General features: G+C 65.0%; 16 protein-coding genes and 1 pseudogene. 8 read left to right on the top strand and 9 right to left on the bottom strand.

What is annotated here, in order from left to right; translation table 11 throughout:
• Positions 1 to 201 precede the first annotated feature (201 nt).
• Positions 202 to 993 (bottom strand): DNA-binding transcriptional regulator, encoded by a 792-nt coding sequence (locus ACLFLU_RS25970; protein ID WP_426407651.1) that lies wholly within the window; start codon positions 991 to 993, stop codon positions 202 to 204.
• Between the two features lie 145 nt (positions 994 to 1,138).
• On the opposite strand from ACLFLU_RS25970, the gene ACLFLU_RS25965 reads away from it, so the two are divergent.
• Positions 1,139 to 2,122 (top strand): VOC family protein, encoded by a 984-nt coding sequence (locus ACLFLU_RS25965; protein WP_426407650.1) that lies wholly within the window; start codon positions 1,139 to 1,141, stop codon positions 2,120 to 2,122.
• Between the two features lie 21 nt (positions 2,123 to 2,143).
• Here ACLFLU_RS25965 and ACLFLU_RS25960 read toward each other — a convergent pair whose 3' ends face one another.
• Together ACLFLU_RS25960 and ACLFLU_RS25955 are read right to left on the bottom strand one after the other, a co-directional pair.
• Complete coding sequence (locus tag ACLFLU_RS25960) at positions 2,144 to 2,797, bottom strand: response regulator (protein ID WP_148777022.1); 654 nt, start codon at positions 2,795 to 2,797, stop codon at positions 2,144 to 2,146.
• On the bottom strand, positions 2,794 to 4,179 hold the full coding sequence (locus ACLFLU_RS25955; RefSeq protein WP_426407649.1) for a histidine kinase: 1,386 nt from the start codon (positions 4,177 to 4,179) through the stop codon (positions 2,794 to 2,796). Before ACLFLU_RS25955 ends, ACLFLU_RS25960 begins: the two co-directional genes overlap by 4 nt.
• Positions 4,180 to 4,366: 187 nt before the next feature.
• Here ACLFLU_RS25955 and ACLFLU_RS25950 point away from each other — a divergent pair.
• Positions 4,367 to 4,801: pseudogene (locus ACLFLU_RS25950) on the top strand (DUF2380 domain-containing protein); the annotation flags it as partial.
• An 88-nt stretch (positions 4,802 to 4,889) separates the two neighbouring features.
• On the opposite strand, the gene ACLFLU_RS25945 reads toward ACLFLU_RS25950, so the two are convergent.
• From ACLFLU_RS25945 to ACLFLU_RS25935, 3 genes are read right to left on the bottom strand one after another with little or no spacing between them, the layout of a single operon-like run.
• Positions 4,890 to 5,921 (bottom strand): L-idonate 5-dehydrogenase, encoded by a 1,032-nt coding sequence (locus ACLFLU_RS25945; RefSeq protein ID WP_426407648.1) that lies wholly within the window; start codon positions 5,919 to 5,921, stop codon positions 4,890 to 4,892.
• Between the two features lie 22 nt (positions 5,922 to 5,943).
• Positions 5,944 to 6,711: an SDR family oxidoreductase gene (locus ACLFLU_RS25940; RefSeq protein WP_426407647.1), complete on the bottom strand. Its 768-nt coding sequence runs from the start codon at positions 6,709 to 6,711 to the stop codon at positions 5,944 to 5,946.
• A gap of 12 nt (positions 6,712 to 6,723) precedes the next feature.
• Positions 6,724 to 7,923, bottom strand: a complete 1,200-nt coding sequence (locus ACLFLU_RS25935) for a mandelate racemase/muconate lactonizing enzyme family protein (protein WP_426407646.1) — start codon at positions 7,921 to 7,923, stop codon at positions 6,724 to 6,726.
• Positions 7,924 to 8,101: 178 nt separating this feature from the next.
• Between ACLFLU_RS25935 and ACLFLU_RS25930 the strand changes: the two genes are divergently transcribed.
• Positions 8,102 to 8,869: a GntR family transcriptional regulator gene (locus ACLFLU_RS25930; protein WP_426407645.1), complete on the top strand. Its 768-nt coding sequence runs from the start codon at positions 8,102 to 8,104 to the stop codon at positions 8,867 to 8,869.
• Between the two features lie 42 nt (positions 8,870 to 8,911).
• Positions 8,912 to 10,276 (top strand): MFS transporter, encoded by a 1,365-nt coding sequence (locus ACLFLU_RS25925; RefSeq protein ID WP_426407644.1) that lies wholly within the window; start codon positions 8,912 to 8,914, stop codon positions 10,274 to 10,276.
• 9 nt (positions 10,277 to 10,285) lie between these two features.
• On the opposite strand, the gene ACLFLU_RS25920 is transcribed toward ACLFLU_RS25925, so the two are convergent.
• The 3 genes from ACLFLU_RS25920 to ACLFLU_RS25910 all read right to left on the bottom strand — a co-directional run bounded on the left by ACLFLU_RS25920 (position 10,286) and on the right by ACLFLU_RS25910 (position 14,832).
• Complete coding sequence (locus tag ACLFLU_RS25920; protein WP_426407643.1) at positions 10,286 to 11,536, bottom strand: arsenic transporter; 1,251 nt, start codon at positions 11,534 to 11,536, stop codon at positions 10,286 to 10,288.
• Between the two features lie 194 nt (positions 11,537 to 11,730).
• The gene (locus tag ACLFLU_RS25915) at positions 11,731 to 12,171 is read right to left on the bottom strand and encodes an EamA family transporter (RefSeq protein ID WP_426407642.1); all 441 of its coding nucleotides are present in this window, start codon (positions 12,169 to 12,171) and stop codon (positions 11,731 to 11,733) included.
• A 183-nt stretch (positions 12,172 to 12,354) separates the two neighbouring features.
• Complete coding sequence (locus tag ACLFLU_RS25910; protein WP_426407641.1) at positions 12,355 to 14,832, bottom strand: PAS domain S-box protein; 2,478 nt, start codon at positions 14,830 to 14,832, stop codon at positions 12,355 to 12,357.
• 214 nt (positions 14,833 to 15,046) lie between these two features.
• On the opposite strand from ACLFLU_RS25910, the gene ACLFLU_RS25905 reads away from it, so the two are divergent.
• The 4 genes from ACLFLU_RS25905 to ACLFLU_RS25890 all read left to right on the top strand — a co-directional run bounded on the left by ACLFLU_RS25905 (position 15,047) and on the right by ACLFLU_RS25890 (position 19,628).
• Positions 15,047 to 16,117: a zinc-binding metallopeptidase family protein gene (locus tag ACLFLU_RS25905; RefSeq protein WP_426407640.1), complete on the top strand. Its 1,071-nt coding sequence runs from the start codon at positions 15,047 to 15,049 to the stop codon at positions 16,115 to 16,117.
• Positions 16,118 to 16,290: 173 nt separating this feature from the next.
• Entirely contained in the window at positions 16,291 to 18,306 is a 2,016-nt protein-coding gene (locus ACLFLU_RS25900; protein ID WP_426407639.1) for an acetyl-CoA carboxylase biotin carboxylase subunit, read from the top strand.
• 159 nt (positions 18,307 to 18,465) lie between these two features.
• Positions 18,466 to 19,332: an isocitrate lyase/PEP mutase family protein gene (locus tag ACLFLU_RS25895; RefSeq protein ID WP_426407638.1), complete on the top strand. Its 867-nt coding sequence runs from the start codon at positions 18,466 to 18,468 to the stop codon at positions 19,330 to 19,332.
• Positions 19,329 to 19,628: an acylphosphatase gene (locus tag ACLFLU_RS25890; RefSeq protein WP_426407637.1), complete on the top strand. Its 300-nt coding sequence runs from the start codon at positions 19,329 to 19,331 to the stop codon at positions 19,626 to 19,628. Before ACLFLU_RS25895 ends, ACLFLU_RS25890 begins: the two co-directional genes overlap by 4 nt.

Genomic DNA, 19,628 nt, shown 5'->3' with positions numbered 1-19,628 from the left:
GTCCTCCCCAAGGCTCAGAACTACCAACGGTATTCCGCAATGAGGCAAGCAAAGCAGGAAAATCGGACCCATGGAATGGGTCCGAGCGCCATTTCTGCCCGTAAGCGCCGAACCGGGGCCGGACAGGCTTGCCGCCAACTATCTTGCCTTCGTTCAACTTGCGTCAATCAGGCTATGGCTGCGCCTTAATGAGTCCGCGGCCTAGACTTCGACCGGAATGGCCGCGGCTGTCTCCTGAAGCTGGCCGACGAACTGCGCCATGGCTTCCTCGATCCCCAGCGCCGAGCGAATCCAGATGATGGAGATGCAGCCGAACACGGCGCCGTTCCGCACGATCGGGACGGCGATCGAGGCTGTCTTGGGATTGTACTCGCCCTCGCTGCGGATGGCGTAACCCCGCTTGGCCGTCTCCGCGATCATCTGGTCGAGGCGGCCCTGGTCGAGGAAGGGACGGTCGTCGGCCTCGTCGATGCGGCGGAGATGGCTGACGATCAAGTCGCGCTCACGCGCGGGGCAGGCGGCGAGATAGGCGCGGCCCGCCGACGTCCGCAGCATCGGCAGGCGTTTTCCGATCATGCCGCGATCGATCGAGAGCGGGCTGCGCGAATGGGTGGTCTCCTGCACGACCATCGCGGCGTTCTCGTAAGTCGAGAGATCGACCGGCCAGACCAGGGTCTTGCTGAGCTCGGCGAGATAAGGCGCAGCCGCCTGGCAGATCACCACGCCCGGGTCGTAGCCGTCGCCGAGGCTGAGGGCGAGCCGGGTGACGCGAAAGCGGTCGTCGCTGGCGCTGCGGGCGACATAGCCGAGCTCCTCCAGCGTTTCGAGCAGGCGGTAGACGGTCGGGCGGGGCAGGTCGAGCGTACGGGCGACGTCGCCGGCGCGGATACCGCCGGAGCGGTTGACCTCCTGCAGCACGTCCAGCCCGCGCTTGAAGGCGCGAACGCCCTCCGATTGCCGCGGCTGGCCGTTCCGCGTCCGCTCCTTGGACACTTTGCATTTCCTCCCTTGTGGCGCACGTCGGCGCGATTATCGTCATTGCAACCGCGAAGCGATTGCGGCGTCACCGTAGGATCGTGCGCGACCGGTATCAAGTTCGCCGCACTGCAGCGGATGCGACGCCTTTGGGAGAACGTCGATGGAAATCACCGCGCTCGGCTATATCGGGATCAGCTCGTCGCAGCTCGACCAGTGGGGGCAGATGGCGACCGGGCTGCTTGGCATGCAGCAGGTCGATCGCGGCGGCAAGATGCGCGCCTTCCGCATGGACGACCGCAAGCAGCGCCTGATCGTCGACGGCAGTAGCGATGCCGGCCTTGCGGTGATGGGCTGGGAGGTTCTCTCGACTGCAGAGCTGGATCAGCTGGCCGGGCGGCTGGAGAGCCATGGTGTCAAGGTGACGCGCGGCTCGCGCGTGCTGGCTGACGAGCGGCACGTGGCCGAGTTGATCACCTTCGCCGATCCTGCCGGCAACAGGCTGGAAGCCTTCTGCAAGCCGGAGCTTGCAAGCGAGCCGTTCAAGCCGGGCCGCCCGATCTCAGGCTTCCGCACCGGCGCGCTCGGGATGGGGCACGTTGTCATGAACGTCGAGGACGTCGAGCCGCTGCTGCCGTTCTATCGCGACGTGCTTGGCTTCCACGTCTCGGATTTCGGGCTCAAACCCTATGGCCTCTATTTCTTCCACGTCAACGGCCGTCACCACTCCTTTGCGATGGTCGGTTCGGGGCGCAAGGCGCTGCATCATTTCATGGTGGAGCTCGGCAGTCTCGACGACGTCGGGCAGGGCTATGACCTCGCGCAGCTTGAAGACAGTCGCGTCGTCTACACGCTGGGCCGGCACACCAACGACCACATGACCTCGTTCTATGTGAATACGCCGTCCGGCTTCTTCATCGAATATGGCTGGGGCGGGCGCATCATCGATCCCCAGACCTGGCAGCCGCACGAGACCTTTGACGGCCCGTCGCTGTGGGGCCACGAGCGGCTCAACATGCCGGAAGAGCAGCGCAAGCGCATGCGCGACATGCGGATGGATGCGGCGGCTCGCGGCGTGCGGGTCGCAGATCCGCGTGTGCCGCCACTGAATTGCGCGTGGCTGGATTCAGTCGTCGCACGCGAATGATCCGCCGCTTCTCGGTGTCGTTCAGGCATCGCCGAGATCGAGCTGCGTCAGAATTCCCTGGCGCAGCGCCAGCCGGACCAGCTCGATGTCTGAGCCGACGCCGAGCTTGTCCTTGATCAACGAGTGCAAATTCGCCACCGTCTTCGGGCTGACGTGCAGCGTCTCTGCGATCTCCTCCGTTGTGTTCTCGGCCAGAAGCAACCGCAGCACCTCGAACTCGCGCGGGGTGAGCACGTCGGCGGCCGAGCTTTCGCCGCTGATCCGGCTCAGCGCAAGCTCGTGGTCGATGTCGGGGCTGATGGCGATCTTGCCGGCGAGCACGTCCATCACCGCGCGCACCAGCGTTTCCGGCGGGCTGGTCTTGGTGACGTAGCCCCTCGCGCCGGCGCGGATCGCCTGCACGGCGAAGCCGGCATTCTCATGCATGGTGAAGACGAGGATCTTTGCGGCCTTGTCCCATTGCCTGATGCGCCTGACGGCCTCGACGCCGCCAATGCCGGGCATGCTGAGATCCATGATGACGAGGTCGGGCGCCTCGGACTTGAACAGGCGATAGGCCTCCGCGCCGTCGCCGGCTTCGGCGATGACGCGCAGGCCCGGCTGCTTCTCGAGCACGGAGCGATAGCCCTCGCGGACGACGGAATGGTCGTCGACCAGCAGAATGGTCGCGGTCATGCCGCGTGCTCCAGCGCCTGCGGGTTGGCGGCTGCGAGCGGAATGACGACGCGCAGCGCGGAGCCACCAGCGGGGCCGGCCTCAAAGCTCAGACGGCCGCGCAGCGCCGCGACGCGCTCGCGCATGCCCAGCAGGCCCATGCCGGATTTCGCCGCGGGATCGGTCGAGCGTCCATCATCGTCGATGGCGAGTGCGATCTCGCCGGCATGCATCGTCAATTCCAGGCTGACCTTGGTGGCGCCGGCATGCTTGGCGGCATTGGTGAGCGCTTCCTGCACGATGCGGTAGAGGTTGGCGCTGATCGTGGCCGGCAAGGTCTCGAACGTGCCGTCGAAGCGGATCGAAAAACGGGTCTCGCCGCGGCTGCGCCCATTCCACCCCGCCACGAGGCCTTCAAGGCTGGCGACGAGACCGAGCTCCTCGACGTCAGGCGGCCGCAGCCGGAACAGTGCGCCGCGCAGCGTCTCCATCATGCCGGTTGCGGTCCGCGCGATGCCGTCGCATTCGCCAAGCAGGGAGGGGCAGTCCTGCGCGGCAGTCTGGCGGGCGGAGGAGGCGAGCGCGCGGATGGCGGCGAGCGACTGGCCGAACTCGTCGTGCAGCTCGCGGGCGAGATGGCGGCGCTCTTCGTCCTGGAGCGCGATCAGCTTGCGGGTCAACTCGGCGCGCTCGGCCAGCGCGGTGTCGAGGCTTTCGGCGAGATGGTTGAAGACGTCGCGCACTGCGGAGAGTTCGGCGAGATCGAACGGCGGCAGCCGCGCGGTGAGGTCATTGGCGGCGATCCGCTCGAGGCCGGCGCGGATCATACGGGTGGGACGCAGGGCGCGGGCCAGTGCGGCATAGACCAGGACGCACAACAGCGGCAGGGCGATTGCGAGCGCGAGCATCAGGCGGCCGGCCTCGTGCCAGGCCTCGGCCGTCTGCACGGCCGGATCGACCGAGACCACGGCCTCGCCGAGCTTGGTTCCGCGCAGGATGACGGGCCGTGCCGCCTCGCGGCCGGGGTCGAACAGGCTGTGGTAGAACGCCGTGAAGATCTGCGGCGGCGGGTCCTCCGGGATCGGCGCGCCGCTACAGAAGCGCTGGAGCATCTCACCGCTCGTGCCACGGAAGGCCAGGCACAGGCCGGGCGTCATCACATAGGCCGAGACGGGGTCGAGGTTGGGAAAGTCGGAGCGCGGGCTCGCCGCCCACAGGATCTTGCCCTGTTGCAGCTCCAGCGTCTTCGCCACGATAGCGGCAATGCCGTCGATGCGCGCATGCGCCGCGCGATCGGCCGTGATCAGGAAATAGGCGGAGATTGCGGCGAAGCAGGCGGCCGATATGGCGGCCACGCGCAAGGTCAGGCGGACCTTGAGATCAAATCTCGGGCGGTTCCACATCGGCGGGCACCTGGCGCGAACGGAATTGTCGCCTCCGCATTAAAGGGCAGAACCGAAGCGGCGGAAAGCGGCACCCTTACCGCGGTGCAACGTCGTGAAATTTTCCCGACGCTGGTCGGGACGGCCACGGCTGCGGTGCAAGAAACATCGACCTAGCTTGCAGCCGTTCCATCATGCGAGGTTCGCGATGCGCCGTACCCTGTCGTTGCTGTCTTTTCTTGTTCTTCTCGGCGCCGGGCTGGATAGCCGGGCCGTTGCTGCCGAGACCACCGTTGCTCTCGACGATTTCAGCTACACCGATACCTCGGCCGAGCCGACCGACCAGAGCGCCGCCCACGAGCGGCGGCTCCAGGCGTTCATGGCCGCGCTCCGGCGGGACATCGCCGCCGACCCGCGCTACCGGCTTGCGCCGTCGGTGCAGGAGGGAGCGGCGTTCAAGGTTATCGGCGGCATCCAGAAGACGAGCACGCTGGTGCAATGGGCCAAGGTCGCGGTGATCGACGTTGGCGCCAAAAAGGTCGTGATGGACAAGCTCTACACCTTCCGCGGCGACAACGATGAATCGTGGGAGCGTGCCGAGATCTTCGTGTCCCGCGAGGTCATGGCCGCGCTGGCGCAGCCCTAAAGCGCGATGATCGTCATCGCGCTTCAGGTTGTTGTTTGAGCATGATCTTTTCGGAAAACCGCTGCACACTTTTCCGGATCATGCTTTAGAACGTCAGTTGCACCTTCATCGATTGCGAGCGGTCGCTGGCGAGCTCGAATGCTGCGACCGCGTTCTCGAACGGCATGGTCGCCGTGATCAGCGGCTTCACGTCGATCAGGCCTTCGCCCATCAGCCGTACCGCGAGCTCGAACTCGGGATCGAAGCGGAAGGTGCCGCGGAGCTGCAATTCCTTGGCAACGATGGAGTTGATCGGCAGCGTCATCTCGCCGCCAAGACCAAGCTGTACCAGCGTCGCGCCGGGACGGAGCACGTCGAGCGCGGTGCGCAACGCGGCCTGATTGCCGGAAGCTTCGAACAGCGTGTCGAACACGCCCTTGCCGGCGCGCCAGGGATCGAGCGCTGTGGCATTCGTTGCGACGTTGATCGCGTGCGTGGCGCCGAGCTTTTTGGCGACCGCGAGCGGGGCGTCGGCAACATCGGTCACGACAATCTCGGAAGCACCGCCGAAGCGCGAGACCAAAATCATCAGCGCGCCGATCGGACCGCAGCCGGTGATCAGCACGCGCTTGCCGAGGAGGGGGCCGGCCTGCTTGCCGGCGTGGAGACACACCGCGAGCGGCTCGGCGACCGCGGCTTCGGCGAGCGACAGCTTGTCGGAGATCGGCACCGCCTGCGTCGCATCGACCGTGATGAACTCGCGAAAACCGCCCTGCACGTGGGGAAAGCGCATTGCGCTGCCGAGGAAGCGCATGTCGAGGCACTGGTTGCGCATGCCTTCCTGGCAATGCAGGCACTGGCCGCACGGCTTGCTCGGATTGACCGCGACGCGCGTGCCCGGCTTCACGCCGGTGACGCCGTCACCGACCGCCGCAACCACGCCGGCGATCTCATGCCCCAGCGCCATCGGCTGCTGGATCCGGACGACGCCGAAGCCGCCATGATGGTAGTAATGCAAATCGGAACCGCAGATGCCACCATTGGCGATCTTGACGCGGACCTCGCCCGGGCCGGGCTCGGTATCCGGATAGTTGTCGATCCGCAGGTCCTTGGGGGCGTGAATGACGACGGCGCGCATGGTCTCGTTCCCTGTTTCGCGATTACATTGCGGCGATCATGCCGCCATCGACATAGATGATCTGGCCATTGACATAAGTGGAGGCATCCGAGGCCAGGAAGATCGCCGCGCCGACCAGCTCGTCCGGCTTGCCCCAGCGCTTTGAGGGAATGCGGCCCATCAGCCAGTTGTTGAAGTCGGTGTTGTTGACCAGCGCCTCGTTCATGTCGGTGAGCATGTAGCCGGGGCCGATCGCATTGGCCTGGATGCCGTGCTGGGCCCATTCCACCGCCATCGAGCGCGTCAGGTTCTTGATGCCGCCCTTGGCGGCGGTGTAGGGCGCAATGGTGGGACGCGCCAGCTCGCTGCCGAGCGAGCCGATGTTGATGATCTTGCCGTGCTTGCGCGGGATCATGCGCTTGCCGGCCTCGCGGCCGATCACGAAGGCGCTGGTGAGGTCGGTCTCGATCACCTTGCGCCACTCGTCGGTGGTGAACTCGACCAGCGGCTTGCGGTGCTGAATGCCGGCATTGTTGACGAGAATGTCGACCTCAATGCCCTTTTTGTCGAAGTCGTTGAAGGCCGCGACGATCGCGGGTTCATCGGTGACGTTGAAGGCAGCGCCTTCGGCCTGATGCCCCGCGGCGCGAAACTCGCCGACGGCTTGCTCGACGCGCTTCGGATCGACGCCATTGATGATGATTCTGGCGCCGGCCTTGGCCATGCCCTCGGCGATGGCACGACCGAGGCCGCGGGAAGAGCCGGTCACGAGCGCGGTGCGGCCGGAAAGGTCGAAGAGGGCGGTGCTCATCTCAAAAAATCCTCAAGCGTTGGAGCGACGCACGGTCAGATCGGAGCGATCGAAGACGGCGGGAAGAAGGTCGACGCCGAGGCCGGGGCCTTCCATCGGATAGACATAGCCGTCCTTGATCGTTGGCATCGTGGTGACGAGCTCATTGTACCAGCCCTTGTAGAAGGCGCGCACCGATTCCTGGATCAGGGTGTTGGGCTGGCTGAACGACATGTGGATGGCGGCGATGAAGCCGATCGGGCCGATGCAATCATGCGGCGCGAAGGGTCGGTGATAGGTCTCGGCCATCGCCGCGATCTTGCGGCCCTCGGTGAGGCCGCCGGTCCAGCACAGATCGGCCATCACCACATGCATGGCGTCGCGGTCGAGCATGTCCTTGTAGGGGAAGCGTGAGCCGAGCGTTTCGCTGGCGCAGACCCAGACGTCGGTCGAGCGCGCATATTCGGCGAGCGCCTGCGGCGAGTTCATGCGGATCGGGTCTTCGTACCAGGTCGGCTTGTAGGGCTCGAGCGCGCGGGCGATCTGCTTTGCGGTCGGCAGATTCCACAGCGAATGGAGCTCGACCATGATCTCCATCTTGTCGCCGACCGCCTTGCGGATCTTCTCGAACGGCTCGATCGCCCGCTTCATCTGGGCGGCCGTGATGTAAAGACCCTTGTTCTCCTGTGCAGCCGGATCGAACGGCCAGATCTTCATCGCGGAGATGCCGCTCTCCAGCAGGCTTTCGGCGAGCGCGTCGGCGTGATGCATGAAGCCGTCGAGGTCTTCATAGGGACCCTTGGAGGCACCGAGATTCCAGTTGGCGACCGGGCTGATATTGGTGGAGCGGACGTATTGTGTGCCGGCGCAAGTGTTGTAGATGCGCTGCTTGTCGCGGCAGAGGCCGCCGAGCATCTGGTGCACCGGCTGATTGCAGATCTTGCCGAACAGGTCCCATAGCGCGATGTCGATCGCCGACGCCGCGCGATATTCCACGCCGGTCGAGGACTGCGCCATCGGCAGGTTCAGCATGTCGCGATGGATCGCCTCGATGTGCAGGGGATTACGGCCGAGCAAGCGGCCAGCAAAGGTGTCGTGAATCTGCGCTTCGACTGCGCCAGCACCATAAAAGGTCTCGCCGAGACCGATCACGCCCGTATCGGTGTGAACGCGCACCCAGATGACGTTGGAGAATTCCTCGGTGCGCAGCGTCTCGATCGACGTGATCTTCATGGCAATTGTCCTCCCATCCCAGGCGCCTCGCACCGTCGTATTTTCATTTTGCGCTGCAGCATTCAGCGCGTTCGCGAAAGTCTTACGCTTGCTTGTAATATATCACAACATGTTTTAAGGGTGCCACAAATAAGGCGCCACCCAGCAACGAGAGCGCGGGCTGACGGGAGAGGATGACATGGCACGGCGCAAGCGCGCGCTCGAGGTGGTGAGAAACGAGGACGACGGCGAGGGCAAGCCCTCACGGCGCAACCGTCTCAATTTCTTCGAGCTCGCCTATCAGAAGATCGAGGAGCTGCTGGTTCATTGCGAGCTCAAGCCCGGCCAATTCATGACGATGCTGGAGTTGCAGCAGATCACCGGCTTCGGCCGCACGCCGGTGCATCACGCGGTCAATCGTCTCTCAGCCGACACGCTCATCATCATCCGCCCGCGCCACGGCTTGCACATCGCGCCGATCGATCTCGCGCGCGAGCGCATGCTGCTGGCCTTGCGCCGCGACATGGAGCGCTTCGTCGTTCGTCTTGCGGCCGATCGCGCCAGCCTCTCGCATCGCAATCAGGCGCTGCATATCGAGCGCCTGCTGCGCGAGCGCCGCGCCACCCTGACCCTCGACGAGTTCAACAGCATCGACCGGCGCATCGACGCGCTGGTGCTGGAAGCCGCGGGCGAGCCGTTCCTGGTGCATACGCTGCGGCCGCTGCACACGCTGTATCGACGCATCGGCTACATCCACCACCGCTTCATGCCGGGACAGACCGACCTGTCCGGCACGATCGATCGTCATCTCGCCATTCTGACCGCCGTTGCCGGCCGCCGCGTCGAGGACGCGGTGAAGGCGAGCGATGCCCTGATCGACTACATGGACCAGATGTTCACCGGCATGGAGGCGGGGATCGACCCGCGCCTGCTCGACTGCAGCATCGAGCCGCTACTTGGCGCCTAAAAAGTACTTGGCGCGTAAAGAGTTTTGAAGAGAGGACCAAACATGTCGACGATGGCCATGCCACAACCGACCGCGAGCGAAGCCGCGGTCCGCTATCTCATCACGAATTATAGCCCAAAGGGCAACAAGGTCGGCTGGCTGATGATGGCCTCGATCCTGGTCGAGGCCTGGGACCTCTATTCGATCGCCTTCGTGCTGATCTTCATCAAGGAGCAGTACAATCCCGATCCGTTGATGCTCGGCCTTGCTGCGGCCGGCACGCAGGGCGGCGCGCTGATCGGTGCGCTGCTCGGCGGCTGGCTGTCCGACAAGATCGGCCGTCGCGTCATGTTCCTGGTGACGATGGTGATGTTCATCGTGCTGGCGCTGGCGCAGGCTTTCGTGCCGAGCGTTGCCTGGCTCGTCGTGATCCGCTTCCTGCTCGGCATTCCGCTCGGCTCGGATATCTCGACTGGCTACACCTACATCATGGAATCCATGGCCAAGGGTGAGCGCGAGGTGATGGGTAATCGCTGGCAGTTCATGTTCGCGGTCGGTGAAGTCCTCACCATCGGCGTCATCGTGATCTTCCTGCTGCTCGACATTCAGCACGAGATGCTGTGGCGCGTGACTCTCGGCCTCGGTGCAGTGCCGGCGCTGATCATCCTGATCATGCGCCACGACGTGCCGGAGACGGCTGTGTGGCTGGTGCAGAAGGGACGTTATCGCGAGGCCAAGCAGGTCGCGCGCGAGATGTTCAACGACGATCTCGCCATGCTGCCGGACCAGGATGTGGTGGTGCCCAAGGTCTCGACCCGCGCCTTCCTCGCCGATCTCAAGCAGGACCCGATCCGCTGGCGTGCGACGGTCTACGGCTGGATCGCCTGCTTCGCGCAAGGCAGCGAGTTCTCGACCTTCGCGTTCTACCTGCCGGTGCTGTTCGTGATGGTCGGCGTGTCGAGCGTGCTCGGCATCAATCTGGTGACGATGGCGCTGTTCTGTTTCGCCGCTCTGTCCGGCTGGGTCGGCCCGTTGCTGACGCCGAAGATCGGCCACCGCGGCATCGCGATCGCCGGTTTCTCGATCGTGCTGGCCTCGCTGCTGGTCGCGGCCTTTGCGCTCTACACCGACAACAAGATCCTGCTGCCGTTCGCGGCGGCCGCTATGCTGTGGGGCCATTATTGGGACGCGTCGAACTGCATGACGATTCCGACCATGGTCGCCAAGCCGAAGTATCGCGGCACGGCGAGCGGCTTTGCCTACATGTTCGTGAAGCTGCCGTCGTTCCTGGCGATCTTCCTGTTCCCGACGGTGTTCGCTGCGGTCGGGCAGGCCAATGCCACGTTGATGGTCGCGATCTTTCCGCTGATCGGATTGTGTGCGGCAATCTTCATCCTGCCGGAAGTCTACGGCTACGAGAACGACTAGTAGCGAGCGTTACCTGATCGCGGCGGCCAAGGCCGCGATCAGGGCCGGCGGCGTCACCAGCATGCCGAGCTTGAGGAACGGCCAGGCGCCGACCTCGATCTGCTCTCGCCGCAGCGCGACCAGCCAGAGGATGGTCGCAAGCGATCCCGTCACCGACAAATTGGGTCCGAGATCGACGCCGATCAGAAGAGCGCTGACCACCGGCGCCGGCAGATGATCGCTGGCGGCAACCGAGCCCGCGACGAGGCCGACCGGCAAATTGTTGGCGATATTGGTGGCGACCGCAGTCGCGATGCCGACGCTCCAGGCGGCCTGCGTCACGGATTGAGCGACGGCCTGATGCAGTAGCGCGCTGAGCTGGCCGATCACACCAGTCTTCACCAACGCCTCCACCATCACGAACAGGCCGCCGACCAGCGGCAGCACGCTCCAGGAGACGCCGCGCAGCACGGGTAACGGCGATTGGCGGCTGATCAGCAGCACGATGGCGGCCGTCACCACGCCGCAGATGAAGGTCGGCAGGCCCAGTTGCTTGTCGAGCGCGGAGGCCGTGACCAGGACGACGCCGATGGCGACGATGCCCACAGCCGTCAGCTTGCCGCCGTGGCCGAGCTTTGGATGTGGCACGCTGCGCGCGATGGTCTCTTCCTTGAGCGCGCGGTGCTGGGTCAGGCGCAGCACGATATAGGTGAGCAGGATCGAGGCCGCCGACGGCAGGGCGAACAGGCGCAGCCATTCTGTCAGCTGCGGCATGCGTGCGCCGAACACGACGAGATTGGCGGGGTTCGAGATCGGCAGCACGAAGCTTGCAGCATTCGCAATGAAGGCGCAGACGAACAGGTAAGGCAAAGGTTTGGCGCCGGCCGCGCGCGTCGCAGCATAGACCGCCGGCGTCAGCACGATGGCGGTGGCATCGTTCGAGAGCAGCACGGTGACGACCGTGCCGACGATGTAGATCAGCAGGAATAGTCGCTGCGGCGAGCCCGCTGCGTATTCCACGGCAAGCGCCGCGAGATAATCGAACAGGCCTTCGAGCCGGGCGAGCTCGGCGATCAACATCATGCCGATTAGGAAAAGATAGACGTCGATGCCCTTCTCGATGCCGGTGAGCGCGTCCTGCCATGGCAGGAAGCCGAGCAGCACGAGGGCGCCGGCGCCGAGCACGGCCCAGATCGCCTCGGGCAGTCGAAAAGGGCGGATGATGACGCCCGCGGTCGCTGCGACGATGATGCTCCAGGCCCAGATGGCGTCTGACGGCACGTTCAATCCTTGAAGTGGAGTGGGTTCTTTTGCCAGCGATAGCGGATGCCGATGCCGCTGTCTTCCCCGCCGCATCCAGCGCGCGGCCGGCCTGCCTTGCCTGATCGGAGTTTTCGCTCGACATCAGTCTCTCGATCGAGGCTGGGAAGTGCCCCGGCAGAAACCGATCTCACGCCACCTTTGTTCCGCCCTAGCTAGAACTTCACCGCCAGCAGCACCGCGCCGGCGCCGATCATGGCGATTCCGACCCAGCCCTGCGCGCTTGGCCGCTCGCCGAGAAAGGCGAAAGCGAACAGGGCAACCAGCACGACGCTGAGCTTGTCGATCGGTGCCACCAGTGTTGCGGGCCCGAGTTTTAGCGCCCGGAAGTAACACAGCCAAGACGCGCCGGTCGCAAGCCCCGACAGCACCAGGAACAGCCATGTTTTCGACGAGACCGCCGAGGGCACGGCGAATTGGCCAGTGAAGAACAGCAGCACCGAGAAGGCCAGCAGCACCACGATGGTCCGGATGAAGGTGGCGAGATCAGGATTGATGTTCTCGACGCCGACCTTGGCAAAGATCGCGGTCAGTGCGGCGAAGCAGGCGGAGAGCAGCGCCCAGGTCTGCCAGGCGGAGAAGAGGGCGGGTTTCATGGGAGGCTCTGTTTTGCGGGCAACTGTAGCGTAACACTCAATCGTCGTCCCGGCGAAGGCCGGGACCCATAACCACGAAAAGGTGTTTGGCGAAGATTGCCAATGACCATCTCGTGTCAAACTTCTCCCTGGGGGTATGGGTCCCGGCCTTCGCCGGGACGACAGGGTAGATTTGGCGCGCACTCACCTTGCCACCGACAGCTTCTCCGTGATCGCCTTGCGCAAAATGCGCGAGAGCGATTCCACCGAGTACGGTTTCTGGATCAGCTCGAAGCCGCGGTGGGCGTTTTCGGCGAGCACGTTGCTGTAGCCGCTGGTCAGCACCACCGGCAGGCCCGGATAGCGCTCGCGGATGATGCCAGCGAGCTCGACGCCATTCATGCCGGGCATGATGACGTCGGAGAACACCAGGTCGACCGCGAATTCGTTCTCGCCGAGGATGGCGAGCGCGGCATTGGCGTTGGCGACGCGGCGGACGACATAGCCGAGGTCTTCCAGAAGCTCGGTCGAGAACTGGCCGACATCGTCATTGTCCTCGACCACGAGCACGCGGTAGCCGCGCCCCGTGGTCGCGCTTTCGCTGGTGAGCGATGCGGCTTCCTTCTCGGCAGCCGGGCTCTGCGCTTGCGGCAGGTAGATCGTGAAGGTCGCGCCCTGGCCGTGCGTGCTCGTCACCGCGATATCGCCTTCGGACTGTTTTGCGAAGCCGAACGCCTGGCTGAGGCCGAGGCCGGTGCCTTTGCCGACCTCCTTGGTGGTGAAGAACGGCTCGAAGATGGCGTCGATGTTTTCCGGCGCGATGCCGCTGCCGGTATCCGCCACCGAGATCGCGACATAGTCGCCGCCGCGCGCCGACTGCGCGCGCAGGTTCGGGATGCCCTGAACCTTGCGCACGGCGATGGTGAGGCGGCCGTCGCTGTCCATGGCGTCGCGGGCGTTGATGGCGAGATTGATCAGCGCGGTCTCGAACTGGGCGATGTCGGCCACCGTGAAGCAGTCGGCATCGTCGATCTCGACGACGATCTCGATGCGGCCGCCGACCAGCGGCCGCACCAGCTGCGCCACGCCCTCGACCTGGCTGCCGACATTGAAGATCTGCGGTTTCAGCGGCTGCCGGCGCGCGAACGCCAGAAGCTGCGCGGTCAGTTTCGAGGCGCGCTCGACAGTGTCGGAGATCGCATCGACATAGCGGCGGCGGCGCTCCTCCGGCAGCTCGCGCCGGCGCAGGAAGTCGGTCGCCGAACGGATGATGGTAAGGAGGTTGTTGAAATCGTGCGCGACGCCGCCGGTGAGCTGGCCGATCGCCTCCATCTTCTGCGACTGCCGCAGCGCCTCCTCGCCACGGCGGCGCTCGGTGATGTCGACGGCTTCCGGCACCGCGCCGGTGATGTTGCCGTGGCGGTCGAGCACCGGGCGCATGCCGAACTCGAAATCGCGCTCGCCGATGGGCAGCCGCAGCCGCATCTCCATCCGCACCGCTTCGCCCTTGAGGACGGTGTCGAAGGCTTCGCGCACGGTTGCGCTCATGCCGTGGGTGCCGGTGAACCAGGGCGTATCCCAGAACGGCTTTCCGGTCACGTCCGACGCGTTCGCCCTGATGCCGTCGAGCGCGGTCTTGTTGGCGTAGAGCAATTCACCCTTGAGGTTGACCAGCCCCTGATACTGGTTGCTGGTCCCCAAGATCGCGCGCAGCCGAGCCTCGTTGGATTCGAGCTCGGCGGTGCGCTCGGCGATACGTTCTTCCAGCGTCTCGTTGAGCTGCCGCAGTTCGATCTCGGCCTGTTTGGCGACGGTGATGTCATGGGCGACGCCGATGAAGCCGATATGCTTGCCGGTGGGGTCCCAGCGTGGCTGCGACTCCGAGCGCAGCCAGCGCCATTCGCCGCTGGCGTCCTTGTAGCGCGCCTCCAGCACGAACGGCTTGAGCGAGGCTTCGCCCTGGACTGATTGTTGCAGCACGTGCGGCAGGTCGTCAGGATGCAGCACCTTGCGCCAATCGAAGGCGATGGCCTGGTCGTAGGGCAGGCCGACGAAATCGACATAGGCCTGGTTGGCGAAGGAGCGCGTGCGGTCGAGCTTCGTCACCCAGATCGGCACCGGTGCGCTGTCGGCAATCAGCCGAAACCGCTCCTCGCTCTCGCGCAAGGTCTCGCGCACCAGCATCTGGTCGGTCACGTCGATATGGGCGCCCACCAGGCGGATGGCGCGACCGTCGCTGTCGCGCTCGATCTTGGCGACGACACGAATCCAGCGGGTCTCGGCGTCGCTGGGGCGGATGATGCGGTATTCGGCGGTGTAGTCCTCGCTGGTCCCGGCCAGCGCCTCGAAGAAATGTTTGACGGTCGCGTCGCGGTCATCGGGATGGACACGGCTGACCCAGTCTTCGTGGGTCTCGTCGACGGCCTCGGGCGGCAGCCCGTGGATCATCAGATATTCCGGCGAGCGGCGGTTCTTGAAGCCTTCGCGGAAGTCGACCTCGAGCCCGCCGACCTTGCCGATGCGCTGGATCCGCGCCAGCTCCGCCTCGCGCTCCTGAAGCGCGCGATAGGCATCGTCGCGCTCGCGCGCGATGTCTTCGAGGTGCTGGCGCAGCCTTTCGGCTGCGGTTGTTTCGGGCGTAAAATCGTTCAAGGCGTCGGCCGTTGTGATGCGGGAGCGCACGTGCCGGGCCGATATTCACACAGACAAAGCGTGATGGCCATTGCTCAAAAGGGAATAGATCAGGAAACGCCCGCCGAACGGCGTGTGGCGGGTATGAACGAACGCGGGGGGCTGGCTATTTGTTCCTGATATTGGAACGATGAGGCGTCGGCGCGCGTATCTGCGGGGCGCCACGACTGCTGCTCGTAAAACTCCTTTCGCTAGAGGCTAAATCTTGAAGCTCTTTGTCTGCCAGGCCTGCGGCAATGTTCTCTATTTCGAGAACCGTGCCTGCGAACGTTGCGGCCACAAGGTCGCCTTCCTGCCGGAGAAGGAGACGATGTCGGCGATCGAGCCCGACGGGGAGGGCTGGGCCACGCTCGCCGACAAGGGCAAAGGGCAGATGCTGTGCCGCAATGCTGAGTACGACGCCTGCAACTGGCTGACCGATGGCAGCGATACCACCGGCTATTGCCGCGCCTGCCGTCACAACGGCATCGTGCCTGATCTGTCCGACCCCGCGCAGCTCGCCGGCTGGCGCGAGCTGGAGGTGGCGAAGCACCGGCTGTTCTATTCGCTGATCCGCTGGAAGCTGCCGCTTCAGACCCGGCAGGAGAACCCCGAGCACGGCCTGATCTTCAATTTCCTCGCCGATGATCCCAACAGCGGCCAGAAAATCCTGACCGGGCATGACAACGGTCTGATCACGATCGCGCTGACTGAGACCGATGGCATCGAGCGCGAGCGGCGCAGGCTGGAGATGGGCGAGCCCTACCGGACGCTGCTCGGGCATTTCCGCCACGAGGTTGGACACTATTTCTGGGACGTGCTGGTGCGCGGCGGCGGCAAACTGGATGAATGCCGCGCGGTGTTCGGCGACGATTCCGTTGATTACGGTGAGGCCCTGCAGCGCCACTATGCCGAAGGCGCGCCGCCGGACTGGCAGCAGAATTACGTGTCGTCTTATGCCACCACACACCCCTGGGAAGACTTTGCCGAGACCTGGGCGCATTACCTCCACATCGTGGACACGCTGGAGATGGCCTCGGAATTCGGCATGGAGGTGCGGCCCAAGGTCGACCGCGACGGGGAGTTGTCGACGCGAATCCGGTTCAACCCCTACGAGGCGAAAGGCGTCGAGGCGATCGTCGACGCATGGCTGCCCTTCACCTTCGCCATGAACAGCGTCAACCGAGCCATGGGCCTGCGCGACCTCTATCCCTTCATCCTGTCATCGGCCGTGGTCGCCAAACTGGGCTTCATCCACAGCCTGGTCCGGGACGTGGCCAAGGCCGGGAAGCCGTAAGTCATCCAAGGGGTTCGCCAGGCCCGATCGGTCTTGCGCTGGTACGCCAGCGGGGCGGGATTTAGACCGTTGCCTCCGGCCAATTTTGATGTACCACGGGAGCCACACGGCCCGTCCTATAGGCCCCAACGGCCAGGGAAGGGTCCCGCCCAAGGTCGAGACTCAAGAAAAGCATGTTCAAACGCATTCTGATCGCCAACCGCGGCGAAATCGCCTGCCGGGTCATCAAGACCGCCCGCAAGATGGGAATTCAGACGGTTGCCGTCTATTCCGAGGCCGACCGCGACGCCCTCCATGTCGAGATGGCCGACGAGGCCGTGCTGATCGGCCCGCCGGCCGCGGCCGAGAGCTATCTGGTGATCGAGAAGATCGTGGAGGCTTGCCGCAAGACCGGCGCCGAGGCCGTTCATCCCGGCTACGGCTTCCTATCCGAACGCGAGGCGTTTCCGCGCGCGCTGGAAGCTGCCGGTATCGTCTTCATCGGCCCGAACCCTGGCGCGATCGCCGCGATGGGCGACAAGATCGAGTCCAAGAAGGCGGCTGCGAAGGCCAAGGTCTCGACCGTGCCGGGCCATCTCGGCGTCATCGAGGACGACAGGCACGCGGTCAGGATCGCCGACGAGATCGGCTATCCCGTGATGATCAAGGCCTCCGCCGGCGGCGGCGGCAAGGGCATGCGCATCGCCCATTCGAAGGCCGAGGTCGCCGAAGGCTTCAACCTCGCCAAGGCCGAGGCCAAGGCGTCGTTCGGCGACGACCGCGTCTTCGTCGAAAAATTCATCGTCGATCCCCGCCACATCGAGATCCAGGTGCTGGGCGACAAGCACGGCAACGTCATCTATCTCGGCGAGCGCGAATGCTCGATCCAGCGCCGCAACCAGAAGGTCATCGAGGAGGCGCCGTCGCCGCTGCTCGACGAAGCCACCCGCCGCAAGATGGGCGAGCAGGCGGTCGCGCTGGCCAAGGCCGTGAACTACGATTCCGCCGGCACCGTCGAGTTCGTCGCCGGGCAGGACAAGAGCTTCTACTTCCTGGAGATGAACACGCGCCTCCAGGTCGAGCATCCCGTCACCGAGCTCGTGACCGGCGTCGACCTCGTCGAGCAGATGATCCGCGTTGCCGCAGGCGAAAAGCTCGCGCTCGCGCAGAAGGACGTCACGCTGACCGGGTGGGCGGTGGAATCGCGCCTCTACGCCGAAGACCCGTTCCGCAACTTCCTGCCCTCGATCGGGCGTCTGGTGAAATATCGCCCGCCGGCGGAAGTGAGCAGGGATGGCATCACCGTGCGCAACGACACCGGTGTGCAGGAGGGCGGCGAGATCTCGATACATTACGATCCGATGATCGCAAAGCTCGTCACGCACGCGCCGTCGCGCGCGGCTGCGATCGAGGCGCAGGCGACCGCGCTGGATTCGTTCTATGTCGACGGCATCCGCCACAACATCCCGTTCCTGTCGGCGCTGATGCACCATCCGCGCTGGCGCGAGGGCAATCTGTCGACCGGCTTCATCGCCGAGGAATTCCCCAAGGGCTTTGCGGTGCGCGTGCCCGAAGGCGAGGTCGCGCGGCGGATCGCCGCGGTCGGCGCCGCCATCGATCACGTGCTCGGCGAACGCAAGCGGCAGATCTCCGGCCAGATGGGCGGCCGCATCGTGCAGCGCGAGCGCCGCCGTGCTGTCTGGCTCGACCGTCAGGAGATCTTGCTCGAGGTTGCCCGCGAGGGCGAGGCAATCGCGGTGCGGTTCGTCGATGCCGAGGGCAACGCCGGCAATGCGCATCTGCTGCAGTCCGCATGGAAGCCCGGCGATCCGGTCTGGCAGGGCACGATCGACGGCCATTTCGTCGCGGTGCAGGCGCGCCCGATTGCCAACGGCATCCGCCTCGCGCATCAGGGCGTCGAGGTGCCGGTTTATGTCTGGACCGAAGCGGAAGCCGCCTCGGCGAGACTGATGCCGGTGACGACGGCGTCCGATACCGGCAAGAAGCTGCTGTGCCCGATGCCTGGCCTCATCGTCTCGATCGCGGTGACGGAGGGGCAGGAGGTCAAGGCCGGCGAGACGCTGGCCGTGGTCGAAGCTATGAAGATGCAGAACGTGCTCCGCGCCGAGCAGGACGGCACCGTGAAGAAGATCCACGCCAGCGCCGGCGCGACGCTCGCGGTAGACGCGCTGATTTTGGAGTTTGCGTAGAGCGTGCGCGTGGGGCCCCTAACCGGGCCCCACGACCGGCGTCATTGCGAGCGTAGCGAAGCAATCCAGACTGCCTCCGCGGAAAGATTCTGGATTGCTTCGCTGCGCTCGCAATGACGGAGTATGTTGCGGTTGTGTCGCAACAGTAGAGAGGGCACCATGGCCTTTCGTTCCCGCCGCGAGAAACTGCGTTCCATCCTGTCGGGCGGGACCTGCGTCCATCCCGGTTCGGTCTATGACGCGATCTCGATCCGCATTGCCGAGGATCTCGGCTTTCCGCTCGGCATGTTCGGCGGCTCGGTGGCCTCGCTGGCCGTACTCGGCGATCCCGATATCACCCTGATCACGCTTACGGAGCTCGCCGAGCAGATGCGGCGGATGTCGCGCGCCGCCGGGCTCCCGGTGCTGGTCGATGCCGACCACGGCTATGGCAATGCGCTGAATGTGCGCCGCACGGTGCAGGAGCTGGAGACGGCGGGGGCGGCCGGTCTCACCATTGAGGACACGCTGCTGCCGGCTGCCTTTGGCGAGACAAAATCGCAGCTGATCCCGTTGGAGGAGGGCGTCGGCAAGATGAAGGCCGCGATCGACGGCCGCGGCGATCCCACGCTGGTCATCATGGGCCGCACCGGTGCGGCCTCGATCAGCTCGATCGACGACGCGATCCGCCGCGCCAGGGCTTATGAAGCCACCGGCGTTGATGCGCTGTTCTTCACTGGCATCAAGTCGCGCGCTGAGCTCGAGGCCATCGTATCCGCAACGCGCCTGCCGATCGTGCTCGGGGGTGCGCCGGACGAATTGAACGCGATCGACTATCTCGCCAGCCAACGGGTCCGCATCGCGCTTCAGGGCCACGCGCCGATCGCGGCAGCGACTCAAGCCGTCTATGACGTCCAGAAGGCATTGCGCGAGGGCACGGCTCCGAAAGCGTTGAAGGGGTTGCCGTCAGCGGAGTTGACCAGTCGCGTCATGCGCGAAGCCGAAGTGAAAGCGCGCAGCGCCGAGCTCCTCGGGCTGAAGAAATGAGCCGGGCGATCCTCCAGGTCATGATTCGCGGCCGCGTGCAAGGCGTCGGCTATCGGGCCTGGGTCGAGTCTCAGGCCGTCACAAGCGGGCTGGAAGGCTGGGTGCGTAACCGCCGCGACGGCAGCGTGGAAGCGCTGTTCGCGGGAACGCCGAAGCATGTCGCGGACATGGTGGCGCTCTGCCGCCACGGCCCGCCGTCATCACGGGTCGACAGCGTGACGAGTGAAACGGCCAGCGTGGATGAGCTGAACCTGCGCAGGGCAGGGGAGGCGTTCTCGGTGTTGCCGACGCTGTAG

The sequence above is a fragment of the Bradyrhizobium ganzhouense genome, assembly GCF_049949285.1.
GTDB lineage: Bacteria > Pseudomonadota > Alphaproteobacteria > Rhizobiales > Xanthobacteraceae > Bradyrhizobium > Bradyrhizobium ganzhouense.
The sequence above is the reverse complement of the archived record's forward strand: the minus strand, read 5'-3'. Positions and strand labels throughout refer to the sequence as shown.